This is a genomic window from Lactobacillus sp. HMSC08B12 (assembly GCF_001808415.1).
GTDB classification, from domain to species: domain Bacteria; phylum Bacillota; class Bacilli; order Lactobacillales; family Lactobacillaceae; genus Lactobacillus; species Lactobacillus delbrueckii.
The window spans coordinates 53545-67024 of the sequence record NZ_KV793184.1; the positions used below are offsets into that span (position 1 = coordinate 53545).

9 protein-coding genes are annotated in these 13480 nt (G+C 50.2%); all 9 read right to left on the reverse strand.

All coding sequences use genetic code 11. The annotated features are described in order from the left end of the window. Positions 1-2: 2 nt before the first annotated feature. On the reverse strand, positions 3-1247 hold the full coding sequence (gene ftsY, locus HMPREF3168_RS06890; RefSeq protein ID WP_070489329.1) for a signal recognition particle-docking protein FtsY: 1245 nt from the start codon (positions 1245-1247) through the stop codon (positions 3-5). Between the two features lie 2 nt (positions 1248-1249). Beyond that, positions 1250-4810 carry a chromosome segregation protein SMC gene (gene smc, locus HMPREF3168_RS06895; protein ID WP_070489330.1) on the reverse strand — a complete coding sequence of 1187 codons (3561 nt, stop codon included), beginning with the start codon at positions 4808-4810 and terminating at the stop codon, positions 1250-1252. Continuing rightward, positions 4810-5505: a ribonuclease III gene (gene rnc, locus HMPREF3168_RS06900; protein WP_070489332.1), complete on the reverse strand. Its 696-nt coding sequence runs from the start codon at positions 5503-5505 to the stop codon at positions 4810-4812. Before rnc ends, smc begins: the two co-directional genes overlap by 1 nt. A gap of 124 nt (positions 5506-5629) precedes the next feature. Then, positions 5630-7408 (reverse strand): oligopeptide ABC transporter substrate-binding protein, encoded by a 1779-nt coding sequence (locus tag HMPREF3168_RS06905; RefSeq protein WP_070489334.1) that lies wholly within the window; start codon positions 7406-7408, stop codon positions 5630-5632. A gap of 137 nt (positions 7409-7545) precedes the next feature. Further along, positions 7546-9318, reverse strand: coding sequence for an oligopeptide ABC transporter substrate-binding protein (locus HMPREF3168_RS06910; RefSeq protein ID WP_070489336.1), 1773 nt, complete (start codon positions 9316-9318; stop codon positions 7546-7548). Between the two features lie 158 nt (positions 9319-9476). Next, positions 9477-10388, reverse strand: a complete 912-nt coding sequence (locus tag HMPREF3168_RS06915; protein ID WP_003612028.1) for an ABC transporter permease — start codon at positions 10386-10388, stop codon at positions 9477-9479. 10 nt (positions 10389-10398) lie between these two features. Next, on the reverse strand, positions 10399-11358 hold the full coding sequence (opp4B, locus tag HMPREF3168_RS06920; protein WP_003612070.1) for an oligopeptide ABC transporter permease: 960 nt from the start codon (positions 11356-11358) through the stop codon (positions 10399-10401). A gap of 3 nt (positions 11359-11361) precedes the next feature. Then, positions 11362-12318 (reverse strand): ATP-binding cassette domain-containing protein, encoded by a 957-nt coding sequence (locus HMPREF3168_RS06925; protein ID WP_003612022.1) that lies wholly within the window; start codon positions 12316-12318, stop codon positions 11362-11364. 9 nt (positions 12319-12327) lie between these two features. Continuing rightward, entirely contained in the window at positions 12328-13329 is a 1002-nt protein-coding gene (locus tag HMPREF3168_RS06930) for an ABC transporter ATP-binding protein (RefSeq protein WP_003612058.1), read from the reverse strand. Positions 13330-13480: the final 151 nt, after the last annotated feature.

Genomic DNA, 13480 nt, shown 5'->3' on the forward strand with positions numbered 1-13480 from the left:
AACTACAGCAGGTCGTGGAAGAGGCCGACGGCATAGTTGGCCGCGTCAAAGTCGGCCAGGTCTTCTGCCTTTTCGCCCAGGCCAACCAATTTGACTGGCAGCTTCATTTCGTGGCGGATGGACAGAACCACCCCACCCTTGGAGGACCCGTCCAGCTTGGTTAAGACTAAACCAGACAGCTTGGTCGTCTTGTCAAAGTCTTTGGCCTGCAAGAGGGCGTTTTGGCCAGTTGACCCGTCCAGAACCAGGAGGGTTTCAGCCGGCTGCTCTGGCAGGCGCTTCTTGATGGTCCGCTGGATTTTTTCCAACTCGTTCATCAAATTGACCTTGTTTTGCAAACGGCCGGCCGTGTCAACCAAGAGATAGTCTGCTTCTTCCGCGATCGCCCGCTCTAAGCCGTCGTAGACCACGGCAGCCGGGTCAGCCTTGTCTGGACCAGTTACGACTGGAACACCGGTCCGCTTGCCCCATTCAACCAGCTGCTCAACCGCGCCGGCTCTGAAAGTGTCGGCAGCGACTAACAGGACCTTCTTGCCCTGGTCGTGGAAACGCTTGGCCAATTTGCCGACCGTAGTGGTCTTGCCGGCCCCGTTGACGCCGACGAAGAGGTAGACATTTGGCTTGGCGTTTGGATCGTAGGCCAGCTTTTCGTTTTCGCTGTTGGCATTTTCGTCATAGACTTCCACCAGCTTTTGAACAATGACCCGCTTTAAGTCATCCCGGCTCTTGGCCTTTTGCAGCTTGGCTTCTTCTCTGAGCTGGTCAGTCAGTTCTTCACTGGTCTCATAGCCAACGTCAGATTCAATCAGCAATTCTTCCAAGTCGTCAAAGAAGTCTTCGTCAACCGTTCTGAATTTGGCCAAAAAGGCATTGAGGCGGGCACCAAAGCCCTTGTTGGACTTCTCCAGCCCCTTTTCATAGAGCTCGGTTGTCTTTTCTTCTGTACTTTCTTCTGCTGGTTCAGTGGTCTCTTCTTCAGCTTCAGTCTTTTCTTCTGCAGTTTCAGTAGTTTCTGTTTCTTCTACATCTTCTGTAGCTTCAGTAGATTCTTCATCAGCGGTTTCTTCTTGCTCTTCAGCCTTTTCTGCTACCGCTTCTTCAGAAGTTTCAGTAGTCTCTGCAACTGCCTCATTTTCTGTTTCAGCATTTTCTTCTGCGGCTTCTTCCTGGTCAGCCTTGACTTCTTCTGGCTTTTCTTCGTCTTTTTGGCCGAACAGGCTCTTTTTGATTCGATCAAATAATCCCACGATTATACCTCATCTTTTAAATCTTTCAAGGAGACCGACAAAATCTGGGATACCCCGGATTCCTGCATGACCACCCCGTAGAGCTGGTCGGCTTGTTCCATGGTCCCCCGCCGGTGCGTAATCACGATAAACTGGGTCTGGCTGTCATATTGGCGCAGGAAACGGGCAAAGCGGACGACATTGGCATCGTCCAGGGCCGCTTCCACTTCATCCAGCACGCAGAATGGCACTGGGTTGACTTCCAGCATGGCAAAAAGCAAGGTGATCGCCGTCAGCGACCGCTCTCCGCCGGACAGAAGGCTCAAGCGCTGCAGTTTCTTGCCAGGTGGCTGGGCGATGATTTCCACCCCGCTCTCCAGCAAATCGTCCGGATCCGTCAAGGTCAAGCGGGCATTGCCCCCGCCAAAGACCACCGGGAAAAGGCGGCTGAAAGAGGCCGAAATCTGCTGGAAGGTCTGACCGAAGCGGCCCTTGACTTCCTGGTCCAATTCATCCATCGACTGCTGCAGGTTGCTTCTTGCTTCCAGCAGGTCGTTCTGCTGCCCGTTCAAGAAGTCATAGCGGTCCTTGACTTCCTTATATTCGTCAATCGCGCCCAAGTTGACCGGGCCGATGTCTTCCAAAGACATCCGGTGCAGCTTGACGCTGCGGCGCAGGTTCTGCTGGTTTTCTTCCGTATTTTCCAGCTTGGCCTGGGAAAGCGCGGCTTCATAAGTCAAAGAGTAGTCTTCCCTTAAACTGTCCAGGTGCTGCTTGAGCTGGCCTTTAACCGTGGCCAGCTTGACTGAGAACTCTTCTTGTTCACTAGCCGCGTCTTTTCGCAAGTCATAGTTTCTGGTCGCCACGGCTTCCAGCTGGTTGATTTGCCCGTTTAGCTGGCCCAAAAGCTGGCTGGCTGCATCCAGGTCAGCCTGCTTGTCTTTTTGCTCAGCCAGGAGCCGGTCTTTCTCCATGCCCAGCTCCTCTTTCTTGCTGGCTGACAATTGACTGGAATTGTCCAAAGCAGCCAGTTTTTCTTCCAGCTGCCCGATCTGCTTCTGGCTAGCCGCCTTTTGCCGGCCGAGCTCAGCCTTTCTGGCTTGCAGGTTTTCCTGCTTGTTGGCTAAAACCGCCAATTGCGGGTCAAGCTCAGCCAATTTTTCTTGCACGCCCTGGTTTAAATCAGTGTAGTTCTGAATGGTCTCTTGCAGGCTGGCCAGGTCGCGTTTTTGCTGGTCGGCCAAAGCGGCCAGCTCTTCCTTCTTAGTCTTTTGGGCCTTTTCTTTGTCAGTCAAATCAGCCAGGTAGGCAGCTTGTTCAGCCTGCTGGGCCTGGTAGAGCTGAACGGCGCTTTCCAGGCGCTTGACTTCTTTTTCCTGGCTTTGGAAGGTCAAGACTGCCGCGCTCAAGTCCTGCTGCAGGCTCTGCAGGTCCCGACTGATTTGCTCCCGGGTCTCCTGCTTGTCTTTAACTTGCTTGTCTAAGGCTGCCAGCTTTTTTTCTTTGATATGGAACTGTCCTTCTAATTCCTCCAGCATGGCCGTCGTCTTGTTGATTTCAGCCGTTGTCTGCAAAGGGGAATTATTCCGCTGGTTGCGGGCCCCGCCAGTCATGGCCCCGCCGGGACTGATGACATCCCCGTCCAGGGTAACGACCCGGTAGTGCCCGATCTGCCTGGAGACAGCCAGGGCCGTGTCCATATTGTCAACGATAATGATGCTGCCCAGCAGGTACTGGATAGCTTCTGAAATGTCAGTATCGCCCTTAGCCTCAACCAATTCGCTGGCCAGGCCTTGAAAGCCGGCAAAGCGTTCCAGAGCCTGCCGGGTTGAAGCGGGAATTGCCCGGTATCTTAATGCATCCAGGGGCAAAAAAGTTGCCCGTCCCAGTCTTCTGACCTTCAACTGCTGGATGGCATCTTTAGCCGCCATCCGGTCTTTAGCTACCAGACTTTGAACGCTGCCGCCAAGGGCAGTCGTCATGGCTGCTTCCAGGTCAGCCGGGAAAGTTAAAAGCTCCCCAACTGCCCCGATAATGCCCGGGAAGCGGTCTGGCTGGTTTAAAACCTGTTTGACCCCCGCATAGTAGCCATCATGCCGCTTCTGGATATTGACCAGGGCATCCCGGCGGGCAGTCAGCCGCTGGAGGTTGGTCAAATCTGCCTGCAGCTGCTTTTGGGCAACCTGCTGTTCGGCAGCTAATTTCCCTAATTGGTCGCTGGCTTCCTTTAATTCCGCCTGCAGCTGGTCAATTTCTGCCCGCAGCTTTTGCCCTTTCAACCGCAAGCCTTCCAGTTCTTCCTGGCTCTTGGCCAATTGGCTGGAGGCATCTTCATAGCGCTGGTCCTTGCTCTCTTTGGCCCGCTTGATTTCCCCTTCCAGGTAAACAAGCTGGTTGTTGGCACTGGTTTGGTCCTGCAAGGTCTGAATATATTGCGAGCGCAGGTCTTCTACTTTCAACTTGAGGCTGGCCGGGTCTTCTTTCAGCTGGTCGACCAGCTTTTGTCTTTTGCCTTTCAGCTGATCCAATTGCCCGACATATTCAGCTTCCTGGTCAGCCAATTTGCTGATTTCCGCATCCGTAGCCGCCAGATTTTCCTTTAAATCAGCCAGCTGTCTTTGGTATTCCAGCCTGGTTGCCTGGTCAAACTGCCGGGACTGCTGGGAAACCTGCAAGGAAGTGTTGATTTCTGAGAGCCGGTTGGTCAATTTAAGGACTTCCGCTTGCACCTGGTCCCGCTTTTGGCTTTCCAGCTGGAATTCCTGCCGCTTGGCTGCCAGCTTGGCCTGGGACTGCTTGACTTCCGCGTCCAGCCGGCTTAGAAGTTCCTGGCTCTTGGCCAATTTCTGGGAAACTTCCCTTTCTTCCTGGTCCAAGTCGGCGATTTCAAAAGCCAGCAGGGTCTTTAAGTCCTCATCAAGGGCGGCTTTTTGGAATTGGTATTCCTGGGCCAAGGAGCTCTGTTCATGCAGGGGCTCCAGCCGCTTCTCCAGCTCGTTGACCAGGTCGTTGATCCGGATCAGGTTGTCATTGGTCGTCTCCAGCTGCCCTTGAGCCTGCTGCTTTTGCTGCTTAAAGTGGAGCACCCCGGCTGCTTCTTCGAAAATTCCCCGTCTTTCCCGGGCCTGGGAATTGAGGATCTGGTCCACCCGCCCCTGGGAAATAATAGCCAGGCTGTTTTGGGAAATGCCGGAATCCAGAAAGAGCGCCCGGACATCCCGCAGACGGACCGGCTGCTGGTTGATCAAGTATTCATTGTCGCCGGACTTTAAGATCCGCCTGGTAATTGAGACTTGGTCAGCTGAAAAATCCAGTTCCCGGTCCCGGTTATCGAAAACCATGGTCACTTCTGCCCGGTTTAAGGGCTTGCGGAACTGGCTCCCGGCAAAAATCACGTCTTTCATGTTGCGGCCACGCAGGGATTTAGCACTGCCTTCCCCCATGACCCAGCGAATGGCTTCAGTAATGTTGCTCTTGCCTGACCCGTTAGGGCCGACAATGCCGGTAATCCCCTTAGTAAAGTCAATCACCGTCTTGTCTGCAAAAGACTTGAAGCCTTCCAAAATCAAACTAGTTAAAGGCACTATTTTCCTCCATTCAAGTGCTCCAAGTCGTGGCTGGCCGCGTCCTGCTCAGCCTTCTTCTTGTTACGTCCTTCCCCGCTAGCTAGCTTCTTTCCGTCGACCAGGACTTCAACTTCAAAGTGGGGCGGCTGCTGGCTCTCATTCAACACCCGGTATTCGATGGTCACGCTGCCGTTTTGCTGCAAAAGTTCCTGCAGGTCCGTCTTAAAGTCCCGAGACGGGGTAAAGTAGCCAGCCGCGATTAAAGGATAAACGGTCTGTCTAAGGAACTTTTCGACAGCTTCAATCCCCTGGTCTAAGAACAAGGCACCGTTGAAGGCTTCGAAGACGTCTTCCAAAAGGGCCTTGCGCTTGCGGCCGCCAGCTTTTTCCTCGCCAACTCCCAGGTTGATTTCTTCTTTAAAGCCGCAGTCCAGGGCCACTTTTGAGAAGCCTTCAGTGCGGACGATATTTGATCTCAATCTTGTCAGTTCCCCTTCATTTAAGTGCTGGAAGTGGCGGTAAAGGTAGTCAGAGACTGTGAATTCCAATACCGCGTCTCCCAGAAATTCCAACTTTTCATAATTCCCCAAAGTTTTGCCGGGATTTTCATTGACATAGGAGGAATGGGTAAAGGCTTCCTCCAGCAAGCGGACATCCTTGAAGCGGATCCCGTATTTTTCATCCAGCATTTTAATAAATTTAGTTGAGACCATGAACTATACATCCTTTCATAACACTAAGAATTATATCAAAAGCCCGCCATAAGGGCGGCTTTTTTACCTAAATCCAAGAAAAAACTCTGCCTTGTCCGGCAAATGGACAAAACAGAGTCGCAGATTATTTTTTATAGCCGACTTTATACCATAATGGATGGCTGTTGTTCATTTCTGCCGGTTCATAAGAGAGGTTGACCAGCTGCTTGTTGATGGCTGTAATCTTGTAGGAACTGGTCAAAGGAATTACAAAGGCTTGCTCTTGCATGTACCTTTGCCACTTTTTGAAGACCTTGATCCGGTAGTTGATGTTAAAGGCGGCATCTGAGTCCATCGCTTCCAAAAGCTGGGTATTGGTCTTGGTAGCAAAACGCTCCAGGTTGTACTGGGTCCCCGCCCCGTAGATGCCATTTTGGGAAGGCTCATTGTTTAAAGTCCAGCCGGCGATGAACATGTCGACCTGGCTGTCATCTTGGAAGAGCAGGTTGTAAAAAGTATTGAATTCCAGCAGGTGGCCAGTGGTCAGTTTGACGTTTAAGCCAATTTCTTTCCACTTCTTAATGTAGTTGTTGATGATCTTGCTTTGGCTGGCGTCACCGGTCATGGCAGCCAGGTGGATCACCAGCTTATGCCCCTGCGGGTCACGCCGGTATTTTTCCCCCGACCGGAGCTTGTAGCCTGCCTTGTCCAAAAGCTTTTTCGCCTTAGCTGGGTTATAAGGATAACCCTTGCTCTTGTCATCGTAGTAGTCGCCAAATTGCGACGGGATCAAGCTCTTGATGCGGAAGGTCAAGCCAGACGTATACTTGCGCTGGATCTGGGTGACGTTCATCGCGTAGCCAATAGCCTGTCTCAGAGACTTATTGGCCATCTTGGAATTCTTATTCATCTTGACTGAGTTGGTCTTCTCGTCCCACTTCCCCAGCTTGAAGCCCAGATAGTTGTAGCTCAAAGGAATCGTGGCCACGAACCTGTAGTTTTTGGTAGTCCTGATCTGCTGCCACTGGGAGTTAACAACTTCGATGATGTCGTAAGTTCTTTTTTTAATGGCCGTGGAGACCGACTTTGGCGAAATAATGGAGATGGTGATCTTGCTCAAGCTCGGCGTCCCCCGCCAGTAGTATTCATTGCGGGTCCAAACCACCTTCTGGCCCGCTTCAATGCTCTGGACCTTGTAAGGTCCAAAGTAAACAGGCTTTTTGCGGATTTCGATGCAGGTTCTCAGCTTGCTGAAAGGCACATTCTTAAGGTAGTGATATGGCAGGGCAGATTCCCAGAAGTAGCCGTTACCGGACTTCAGCATCCCCGGGTGCATTTCTTTAAAGTGAATCACGACCTTGCGGCCATTTTCCCCATCCGGCATTTCGATCCCGCTGATCGTCTTGTCTCTCCCGTCATGGTATTCCTTCAAGCCCACCACATCCTGCAGGGAAGAAGTATAGTGAGAACTTTTTGTAGCCTTGTTGGCAATTACTTCATAGGCATATTCCACGTCTTTAGCCACGACCTGCTTGCCGTCAGACCACTTGACCCCTTTTTTTATATTAATGGTGATCTGCTTGGCCTGCCGGTCCAGGCTGAAGCTTGCCGCCCCGCTGTCTGTGATATTGTAGCTGTTGTCCGTGTCAAATAAAGATTCAGAGCCAAACTGGGCCAAAGTGGCATCAGTTGTTGAATCAGCCAGTTCATCAGAAAAAATCCCCGTGAAAGGAGTATCAGTTTCTAAGGCTACCTTGATGCTGCCGCCCTTTTTCGTCTTGGCAAAACTGGTAGCCACTGGGAACTGCATGGCATCTTCTGCCCCGCTGTTGCCATTTCGCTTGCTTTTCTCCGTCTTTTGCCCGCAGGCCGCCAGACTTAGGGCCACTAGCAGGCAAAGCGTTATTTTCGTTAGTCTTTTCATCAATCAAGAGTCCTTTTGCTAAATTGCTACATAATATAGTTTACCATAACAAAAGCGGCAAGACCGGGCCCTAAGCCGGGAGAACAGAAAAAAAGAGGAGGGAAAACCTCCTCTTTTGAGAAATTATTTATTATCTTTTACTTCTTAAAGCCAGTTTCGTACCACAGGGTAGCTGTCTTTGATGGCTTAGTTGAGTAGTTGACCAGCTTGCTGTTAACCGCAGTGATCTTGTATGCGTTAGTCAAAGGAATTACAAAGGCTTCCTTTTGCATGTATTGTTGCCATTCGTGGAACTTTTGTACCCGGTAGCTGTGGTTAAAGGCCTTGTCACTGCCCATTTCCTTCAGCAGCTTAGTGTTTTCACTAGTTGCAAAACGGGTAAAGTTGTAAGGAGCCTTAGGACCATAGAGGTCATCTTGGGTAGGTTCACTGGCCAGGGACCATGCGGCCATGAAGACGTCTACTGATGGGTCATCGTTTTGTACCTTGTCATAGAAGGAGTTGAATTCGATCAAACGGCCAGTGGTCAAAGTTACGTGCAGGCCGATCTTCTTCCATTGCTGGATGTAGTTTTGCACGATTGCTTCCTGGTTTGGAGACCCACTCATGGCTGCCAGGTGGATGGTTAACTTCTTGCCATTTGGATCCCGGCGGTAGGTTTCACCCTTCTTCTTCTTGTAGCCGGCCTTGTCCAACAAAGCGTTGGCCTTCTTGATGTTCAGTGGGAAGCCCTTCACGCTCTTGTCATGAAAGTCACCGAAGGATTCTGGCACTAGAGTCTTAACTCTGAAAGACAAGCCTTGGGTGTAGTGCTGGGTTACTTCATCAACGTTCATGGCATAACCCATGGCTTGACGGAGATAGCGGTTGCTCATCTTAGAGTTCTTGTTCATCTTGACTGAGCTGGTCTTCTTGTCCCACTTGCCGACCTTGAAGCCCATGTATGAGTATGACAATGGAATTTGGGCAACGAAGTTATAGCCCTTAGTCCCCTTAACTTCCTTCCATTGGGAGTTAACAACGTCAATCATGTCAAACTTCTTGGACTTGATTGACTGGGAAGCTGAATTTGGTGAGATCACAGAGATAGTGATCTTGTCCAGCTTGGCCTTGCCACGGTAGTAGTAAGGGTTTCTTACCCAAGTAGCTGATTGGCCCCGGACCAGCTTGGAGAGCTTGTAAGGACCAAAGAAGAGTGGATTCTTCCGGACCTTGTCACTGGATTGCAGCTTGCTGAATGGGACATCCTTCAAGTAGTGGTATGGTGCTGCAGATTCCCAGAAGAAGCCGTTACCTGACTGGGTCATGCCTGGCTTCATTTCCTTAAAGTGCAGAACTACCTTGCGCCCGTTTTCACCATCAGGCATTTCGATCCCAGAGATCTTCTTGGACTTGCCATCGTGGTATTCTGCCAAGCCGACGATGTCGGCAAGTGAGCTGGTGTAGCGGGATGACTGGCTGGCCTTGTTGGCGATGATTTCGTAAGAGTATTCAACGTCCTTGGCAGTTACCTGCTTGCCGTCAGACCACTTGACCCCCTTCTTAACTTCGATAGTGACCGTCTTGGCCTTCCGGTCCATCTTGAAGGTAGCGGCACCCTTGTTATTGATCTTGTATTGATCATCGGTTGCAAACAGACTTTCATTCCCATAAGTCATAAAGTCTGAGTCGGGTGCGCTGTCGGAAAGTTCGTTCAAGAAAACACCCTTGACTGGCGTGTCAACTTCTTCTGCGACAGTGATGCTGCCGCCCTTCTTGGCAGTTGCAGTTGCCGTAGCTTCCGGGAATTTCTTGGCATCCTTAGCCCCGCTGTTGCTGGAGCTGGAGCTAGAGCTGCTCTTGCCGCAACCGGCCAGCAAAGCTGCCCCGGCCAGAAGTACTCCAAATGTTCCGAGCATTCTTCTCTTCATAATTTAATTTACCTCCACACAATATATTCAAAAGATAAAACACACAGCATATGAATAGTTATCGAGATAGCAATTCACAAAGTTTATCTTTCATGCCTTTTACTTTAACCTTTTCATTTTTAAAAGTCAATAAAAAATTTAATTTAATGCTAATTACTTTAGTTTTCTCTTTGCCGGGCGTCGCCAGCCTTTTGCAGGGCCTGGCCGACATAGTTGATGCTCAAGCAGATCACCAAAAGCAGGACAGTTGCCGGCAGCCAGAGCCACGGCCGGTCAATGATGTTAACCGGGTCATTGGCAAAACCGATCAAGGTCCCCAAAGATGGAATCTTGGTTGGCAAACCATAGCCGATGAAGGACAGGGCAGTTTCAATCCCGATGTTGCCGGAAACGCTCAAAACGACATCGATGATGATCATTGATGCAATATTTGGCAGAATTTCCCGGAACATGATCTTGGTATTTGAAGAGCCTGAAGTCTTAGACGCCAGAACATAGTCTCTTTCTCTTTGTGACAGAATGAATGACCGGTAGTATCTGGCTTCAACCGTCCAGCCGAACATCGAAATCAGCAGAACCAAAGTCATGGCATTATAGTTTGGCAGAACCGTTACCAAAACGATCAAAATTGGCATTTGCGGCAAAATCTGCACGAAGTCGACGATTCTCATGATGATGGAGTCAGTAGTGCCGCCATAGTAGCCGGCTACAAGGCCGACTATTAAGCCAACCAGTTCACAGAAAAGAGTGACCAAGAGACCAATCATAATCGAGTTGCGCCCGCCCATGATCAACAAATTCAAAATATCCCGGCCACCGTTATCAGTTCCCAGCAAGTGGCCGTTTTGTCCCCAGCCGGCGTAGGATTCTAAAATGTGCATTTCAGTAACCTTGCTGCTGTCAAGGAATAAAGAACCGCCAAAGGTAAGTAGCAAAATAACGACAATGGTGCAAAAGGCTATAGTCGCAGCCTTGCTTTTAAAAATTTCTCTAAAAGTAATCTTTAAAGCGGATGGTGGAATTTGGGCCCGGTCATCCTGCTTCTTTTTACCAACAGTAAATAAAGCCATCATTTCACCTCTACTTCACGCGAATTCTCGGGTCAACCAGACTCATGATAATGTCAGACAGCAGGTTGCCCAGCAGGGTCAAGGTCCCGAAAATCATAATCAAAGCCGTCAAAGTGGTATAGTCACGCTGGCTGATTGAGTCAAGGAAAAGCTTCCCCATCCCCGGGAAGGAGAAGACCGTTTCAATGATCAGTGACCCGCCAAGCAGACCGGTGATGGTGTTCCCCATAAAGGCAGCGATCGGGAGGAAAGAATTCCGCAAGATGTGCTTGTTGAAGACGACTTTTTCCGGCACGCCCTTGCTACGGGCAGTCTTAACATAGTCTTCCACCTTGTTGTCAATGATCCCGGTCCGCAGGTATTGCACTGTCCCAGTCGTGGCGATGATCGCATAGAGAATTGCCGGCAAAATCATGTGCTGCAGGCGGCTAAAGAAAATTCCCCAGAAGCCACTGGCATTGGCGGCAACCGTCCCGCTGATCGGAAACCAGCCCAGAGTAAAGCCGAAAAGCCAAAGGCCCAGCAGGTAGAAGACAAAGCCTGGGATAGCATATGTCACGTAGTTAAAAACTGAGATTGCCCGGTCCTGCCATTCACCTTCATGCTTGCCGGCGCTGATCCCCATCGGGATAGCAATGCCGTAAAGCAAGATGGTTGACAAAAGCGAAAGCCAGAAAGTGTTCTGGGCCCGGTCGGCAATCAAAGATGCTACTGGGACGTGCTGGATGTAGCTTTGCCCCAAATCACCATGCAAGAGGTTCTTAATCCAGCGTACGTATTGCACCGGTACCGGGTCATTCAAACCATATGCCTGCTTTAAGCGGGCAATTTCCTTAGGACTTGAGTTAGGGTTGATCAAACCGGTAAAGGGATCCCCTGGCATCATTTTGGCCAGCATGAAGACAATAATGCTAAGTAGGATCAATTGCGGGATCATGATCAAAACCCGTCTTAAGACTGTTTTCCACATTTGCTATTCTCCTCCCTTGATCTGCTCTTTAGGCAGGGCTACCTGGTGGTTGGGGCCAACCTCGGTCAATGGGTAGACCCGGCCATCTGCATCATACCAGTTTGCCTGGTCCTGCAAAAATTCCCGTTCGATTTCCCGCCGTCTGGCCGCGTGTTCCGCCCGGTGTTCAACATCAACCTTCGGAATCGCGGACAAGAGGCGCTTGGTATAAATGTGCGCCGGATTCTTGTAAATTTCTTCCTGGCTGCCCACTTCCACCAACCGGCCCCGGTGCATGATTGCCAGGTTTTCTGACATGTGCTTGACCACGCCCAGGTCATGGGAAATGAACAAGAAGGCAATGTTGTACTGCTGTTGGATGTGCTTCATGAAGTTCAAAACCTGGGCTTGAACTGACAAGTCCAAAGCACTCGTTGGCTCATCGGCCACGATTAATTTCGGATTAGTGGCAACTGCCCGGGCAATCCCAATTCTCTGCCGCTGACCACCGGAAAATTCATGGGGAAACTTGTAAATCGCGTCACTTGGCATCCCGACGATGCTCAGCAGTTCCTGGACCCGGTCACGCTCCTGGTCAGTGGTCAAGTTTTCAAAGTTCCGGATCGGTTCTGCGATAATGTCTTCAATCCGCTTGCGGGGGTTAAGACTGGACATGGAGTCCTGGAAGATCATCTGCACGTCCTTGTTGTAGTTCATCTTCCGGCGGACGGATTCCTTGGTTATGTCTTCACCCTTGTAGAGAATCTGCCCGCTGGTCACCTTCTCCACGCCAACGATTGCCTTGCCAGTCGTGGACTTGCCGGAGCCTGATTCACCAATCAAGCCATAAGTTTCCCCTTCCTTGATTGAAAAAGAAACCCCGTCAACTGCCCGGACATAATCAGTAATTCTGTTCCAAAAGCCCGACCGGATTGGGTAGTGGACTTTCAGATCTTTAACTTGGATAATTTCTTCTGCCATACTTGCTACCTATCCTTCATCTTGAAAGTGGAAAGTCTTCCAGCAGGTGCAGCGGACAAAGTGATTTGGCTCAACTTCGTGCAGCTGCGGGTCTGCTTCATGCGCTTCAGCTGGAATCCAAGGAATTCTAGCCGCGAAGCGGTCGCCGGTCCGCGGCATGTTTTTCAGTGAAGGAACAGTTCCCTGGATTACATGCAGGTCATCCTTGACATCATCTGACTGTGGAATGGAATTTAACAGTGACCGGGTGTACGGGTGCAAAGGATGAGTAAACAAAGTTTTCACATCAGCTTTTTCTACAATTTGCCCCGCATACATCACGGCTACTTCATCAGCCGTTTCCGCTACAACGCCCAAGTCGTGGGTGATCAAAATGATGCCAGAGTCCGATTCTTTCTGGATCTTCTTGAGCAGGTCCAGGATCTGGGCTTGAATGGTCACGTCCAAAGCAGTCGTTGGTTCGTCAGCAATGATAATTTCCGGCTTGCAGGCCACCGCCATCGCGATGACGACTCTTTGCCGCAAACCACCGGAAAGTTCATGCGGGTACATGTCATACATGGCTTCCGGCTTAGGCATCCCTACTTGATTGAAGAGTTCAATCACCCGGTCGCGGCGCTGCTGCTTGTTCATATCCGTATGGTAAAGCAAGGCTTCCGCTACCTGGTCCCCAACCTTCATCAAAGGGTTCAAACTGGCCATCGGGTCTTGAAAAATCATGCCAATATTGTTGCCGCGAACTTGGTTAAACAAATCCTCACTCAAATTGACCAAGTTCAGGTTCTTGTACCTAATTTCTCCTTCGACCCGGGTGTTTTTCCGGTCATACAGGCCAACGATGCTGGAGGCAATCGTACTCTTGCCGCAGCCGCTTTCGCCGACAATAGCCAAAACTTCGTTGCGCTTGAGAGTAAAACCGATGCCATCAGCCGCGTCATAGAACTCGCCCTGCAGGCGGTAGCCGGTATGAAGCTTTTCGACGTCTAGTAAAACGTTTTGCTGATTATCCAACTTTTTTCTCCTTCAAAATAATTATTAGTCAGTAAATAAATACTACACTAGTAGATTTTAACCTTTTTCAAATCTTTTGCAACAGTTTCTTAATTATTTTCTAGTCGCCAATTGCAAGAACAAATTGAACACTTACCATAACATCTAGCAG

What these genes read in the sequence shown, in the direction of transcription:
- rnc (WP_070489332.1), bottom strand. Translation starts at nt 5,505, where the DNA reads ATGGTCTCAACTAAATTTATTAAAATGCTGGATGAAAAATACGGGATC.
- HMPREF3168_RS06905 (WP_070489334.1), bottom strand. Translation starts at nt 7,408, where the DNA reads ATGAAAAGACTAACGAAAATAACGCTTTGCCTGCTAGTGGCCCTAAGT.
- HMPREF3168_RS06910 (WP_070489336.1), bottom strand. Translation starts at nt 9,318, where the DNA reads ATGAAGAGAAGAATGCTCGGAACATTTGGAGTACTTCTGGCCGGGGCA.
- HMPREF3168_RS06915 (WP_003612028.1), bottom strand. Translation starts at nt 10,388, where the DNA reads ATGGCTTTATTTACTGTTGGTAAAAAGAAGCAGGATGACCGGGCCCAA.
- opp4B (WP_003612070.1), bottom strand. Translation starts at nt 11,358, where the DNA reads ATGTGGAAAACAGTCTTAAGACGGGTTTTGATCATGATCCCGCAATTG.
- HMPREF3168_RS06925 (WP_003612022.1), bottom strand. Translation starts at nt 12,318, where the DNA reads ATGGCAGAAGAAATTATCCAAGTTAAAGATCTGAAAGTCCACTACCCA.